The organism is Halobellus sp. EA9, assembly GCF_051195055.1.
Taxonomy (GTDB): domain Archaea; phylum Halobacteriota; class Halobacteria; order Halobacteriales; family Haloferacaceae; genus Haloquadratum; species Haloquadratum rubicundus.
The window spans coordinates 1-4951 of record NZ_JBNTJW010000032.1 but is presented as its reverse complement, the minus strand read 5'-3'; the positions used below and the strand labels follow the sequence as shown (position 1 = coordinate 4951).

At 58.4% G+C, this 4951-nt stretch carries 2 protein-coding genes; both read left to right on the top strand.

Annotation, left to right across the window (positions count from 1 at the left end; all coding sequences use genetic code 11):
• Positions 1-286: 286 nt before the first annotated feature.
• Complete coding sequence (locus tag ACQUQ0_RS17440; protein WP_435186999.1) at positions 287-3988, top strand: hypothetical protein; 3702 nt, start codon at positions 287-289, stop codon at positions 3986-3988.
• 719 nt (positions 3989-4707) lie between these two features.
• Positions 4708-4887, top strand: a complete 180-nt coding sequence (locus ACQUQ0_RS17435; protein WP_435186997.1) for a hypothetical protein — start codon at positions 4708-4710, stop codon at positions 4885-4887.
• Positions 4888-4951 lie beyond the last annotated feature (64 nt).

Genomic DNA, 4951 nt, shown 5'->3' with positions numbered 1-4951 from the left:
AAATCGCGGCTCTTACTCAGCGAACGAGTAGCTGAGGCCTTCAGGAGGCGATCCAGTGCTTAACCGAACACCAATGCCCGTAGGTCGTTTCCGACCAATGGTCCCCCACCAAAATGACCGCGTCTCCGAAAATCGAAATCCCTCTCATAAGGAATCAGAGAAAGAATCACTAACTCCCGCGGACAGGGAAGATTCTTCGCAAATAGTTTCCTCGTGGCACGAAGTAGACTTCAGTCGTCCTAATCCAGGCGAATTCCCTGCTGACTGGGAGGATGACAAAAGATGGATGACGAGTTGCGGCAAGAAACCCTTCGCACCGTGGGGTGACCGCGACGACCCAGATATCGCCTGCACCCACCCGGAACACGACGCCGATACGTGCCGCGATTGCAACGAATGTGATGGCCGTTGGAAATGGAGTAACTCGAAACTCTGGACGACTCTCGACGAAGCGAAGGAATGGCAGGAGATGTATCCGAAGCCGGATGGCCTCGCCGTACTCATCGACAGTCACGACGGAGAATACACCGAAACCGGCGACGAATACGCATTCGCTGATGGTGACAACGTCCGCTGTCCCGATACCGGCGAGGTGCATCCAGCATTTTTAGATTTCCTTGACCGTCTTGGCCTGAGTTACGCGGACATCAGCACCAGCGGAACAGGCGTCCACGCACCATATCGGGGTAAGCTCCCGGAGGCCGTCAATAAAGTGAGCTTCGAGATCGATGACGAACCGTGGGGTACGAACGATGAGCCGCCGACCGTTGAAATATTCGACCAGAAGCACGTCTGTGTAACGACCGGCAACCACGTTCCTGGAACAGGCGAACGCATCGCCGAATGGGACGACGACGAACTGGAGAAGATACTGATTGAGGAACTCGGTGAGGAAGCACTCGCGGAAACACCCAGTTACGATACTGATGATGAGCGACCACAGTTTGATCTCGAGGACTACGAGCCGAAAGCGACCAAAAACGACGAAGAAACATCCGATATTCGTGACGTCTTCACTGCGATCGACCGGCTCAAACCGGCTGACCTCAACCTAGAGCGGTTCTACGTCGGTGAAGATTCCACCGGATGGACGCAATGGAATCCAGTCTATCGTCCCAGCGATAGCAAGTCGAGCCTCCACAGCCCGGACAAGAGAGTCTTCTTCGACCACGATGCCGGAGAATCATTCGGTGTCCTCGGTTACTTCGCGGCCGTACACTCGGACATTGACTGTAAGAGACCATGGCGACTCAAGGGCGCGACGTGGTGGCGAGCAGTCGAAGAAGCTCGCCAACTCGGTGCTGAGATCCCCGCTTACGTCGAAGAAGATGGTCCCGATGATCGCATCACGACGTGTGAACCACCAGTCGTTGAGCGCGAAGCCCTTGATATCGAAGCCCGGTGGGACGCGATGCAAGAGGACCGGTATGACGAGGTCATAGAGCATGACGCGCCCACGATTTGGGGTGACGAAGCAGGTACCGGAAAGACCACGAACGCTGCGCTCGCCGCGTACGCGCGTGGCCGTGAATATGCCGTACTCTTCCAGCAGCACAAGAAGGCCGCTGAATTCCTCGATGACGATGCCACCCCGTCGGCCAAGGAATACTACCATATGCTCGGCGCTGAGCAGAAACGCCAATCCCGTTGTCGGCGGGCAGACTGGGACGACGATACTGAGGTCTGCCCGAAGCACAATCGACATCTGAGCGAGTGCGGGCACATGTGTCCCGTATACGACCTCGACCCCGCGCATCCAGTTCGACGGATCTACGATTACGTCGAACGGAACCGCGGGCCGATTCAGGCTCACGTCCAACTTCGTGAAATCCTCCCGGGGCACGACGAAGAGGGATGTCTCTGGGAACAGCAATTCGACGACGTCAAAGATGCAGACTACGTCGTCGGCGTTCACGAATACCTTCGCCTCGATACGATTACTGCTGAACGAGACGTCATCGTCGATGAAGCGCCGTCAACCCTCCAGAGGCGACAAACGGTCTCGGTTGAAGATCTCACTCGCTTCAAAAACGCGTCCGCTGCGCTGGCAAACCTCGCAGGAACTGAGGAAACGCATCAGGAGATCGCGCGATTCACTGGCGATATCATCGACGCGCTCACGGATCCCACGGCGCCGGATACACTCGCCGAACTCGAACCGCCGCGCATTCCTGACCCATACCGCCGGGATCTCGGCGACTACGAGCGCGAGAACGACCTCGACCAGCGCGCATCAACGCCACACCCTGTCGAAAACCTCGCTCGCGCAAAACTGGAATATTGCGAGACGATGCTCCAGCGCGTCGATGATGCTGCGAGCGAAATCAACGAGACTGATCCGACCGCAGAGGTCAACTTCGATGTCGCGCCGATGCTTCACGACGCGATTTTCGCAACAGCGGTCAAGGCCGGACTCAACGCAGACGTCGGACTCGCCGCTGCGGCCGCTCCGGAAACCCTCACAACGTGCCCCACGTGCGGTACCGACCTCATTGAACGGGACGGACAACGCGTCTGTCCTAGCGAGGACTGCGGCTGGACAGAACAAACTGATCTCCTCGTCCATCGTCTCGACTATGCAGCCAAAGATCGTCGCATGGCATATCTGAAAACCGAGAAACAGGATCCGGACGAAGAACTCGGACTCGTTACGCTCAGTCGTCCCCGTCCAGAGACGCTCCCGCAGGATCCGCTGATCCTGAACGCAACCTCACGCCCGAGGAAAGTCGCCTCAATCTGGGAGATCGACCCGGACCGAATCAGACTCGACGGTAACGACCCCGTTGCGGCCAACATGAACGTGACTCAGGTCATCAACGGCCAATTCCACCCCGGGACTGTCGGCGAGTGGGAATCTCTCCAACAACGCTTCCAGCAGGCCGTTGACAACCTCGCCGCAATGTACACGCGGCCGCTCATCGTCGGCCCGTACGATGTCGTCCAACGTGCCCACTCCTGGCTTGACGTCCCGGAGAACGCCGAAGTGATGCACTTCCATGCGGCGCGCGGCTTCAACCGAAGCGAGTGCGACGCGGTCATCGCCATCGGAGCTCCACACCCACCGGTAGACGACCTTCGGCGTGAAGCCGAACTACTCGCCGTGCAGAACAACGACATCCGTGTCGGCGGAACTGAGCATGGGCCACGTGACGGCGCTGAAGGCGAGCCGATCTGGCGGAAACTCGACTACGAAGACGACCAGGGCAAGGGCCGCGCGGTCAAAACGAAGACGTACACCGGCCTCGTCGGGACGCTGTTCCGCGAACACCGAGAGGACGAACTCGAACAGATCGTCCACCGAGTCCGCCCCGTCCTCGCGGAGGATACGAAGCACGTCTATCTACTGACTAACGTCCCGACCGAACTCCCCGTCGATGACGTCGTCCGTCTCGACGAACTCACTGACGGTATCCGAGCTACCCTCGACATCCCGGACGCTGCGCTTGACCTCGCGGAGCTCATTCATCATGCTGCCAGCGACAACATCGACGGGGTTCGACCTGGCGCGCTCCTCAGGAATGCCGGAGGCACGCTCAGATCGAACCCGAATCCCGGAGGAGCTGGGCATCTCGTCGAGGTGAATCGGCGCGCGATTCACCGGCTCGCTACGATGCCTGCGGCGCAAGCCTTCGTGCAGACGAACGGGTTCGACATCGACATAGAGGCGCTCGACGTCAGTTACAAGACGATCACGCGGTGGGTCGATGCGCTCGAACGCGTCGGCCTCCTTTCGATCGGTGAGTACGTCCAGCAGGCGGGTGAACGGCTCACAGTCGAGTTGTCCACTTTGACATCGGCGCTAGAAATCCTATCTAATAGTGAGAATGTCAAAGTGGCCGTACTCCGGAAGCTGCGGCGTCTCCACCGGGATTCGGACTCTGCGACCGCGTGGATCGCCGCCGCGCGCGAACTCTTCGGACTTACCGATGACGCGAAAGACGGGTTGCAGGAGGATCGGGCGGCGTTGAGCGGGGGTGAGACAGGGTGAGAGCGTAGTCTGCTCCCGGGTCGGGACGTGGGGCCGATGCTCTCCGGTCTATCGGCGATCGATTTCGTCGGTGGTGAGGAGGGACGGGTTTGCGCTCTCTGAACGCTACAGCAGGTATTCACCCAATTGCAGGCACGAGATCAAAATGACGTCTACAAGCGATTCCAAGGATGCGACCGGTGTATCGATTTCAGAGTCAGACACTGCGGAGTCAGAATCGATTCGAGAATTCGGTCCTAGACGATTTCGCGTCGACGCAGTTGAGACGATCGGGAGTAGTGAAGCTCCCGGTGCAGACATCCTCGTTAGGACCCGGAATCAGGGAACTGTCCGACTGCCAACGGAGTTACTCCCAGTAACAGACCCGGTGGATCTCATCGACGATTGGTGGCGTTTCGAGATTACACACGTGGATTTACCAGGAACCATCTTGGGGAAGGAAGCGGTCTGGCGACTAAAACCGACGACCGGTACCTCAAATCCAGCCCTGAAATCCGAGTAAGGGCGAATAGCGAATCGCGGTCAGTTCCAGCGGTAGCTGACCATTTGGAGCGAGTCGAGAAACCGTTCAGCTGTAACTAGGGATTGTCGTACTAGCGGTTCGGTCGGAGGTCGTCTACGGAGTCTGCGGCGAGGAGTTCGCGGACGTTGTCAAGTCCCTCCTCAACGGAGACGGGATCTGTGCTAACCCATGAGTCCGCGACGTAGACGGGCTCGTAGTGGTGCGCGTTGAGACCGTCGAGTGTGAACCGATACCTGAGGGGGTATCTGTCGCCGTCGATGGTGACTGTGTCGTAGGTGCCGCAGACGTCGTAGCCGTTGCTGGCCGGGAGATAACCGATGACCTCGAGCTGCTTCCCGTGGAGCCACTGATCGTGGCTGACAGCATTCGTCTTTAGCTAAGACTCACACCTCGGTTGTGTAGCGGTAGCGAGCGTTTCTTGTAAGATTGGTCGTTGTTGG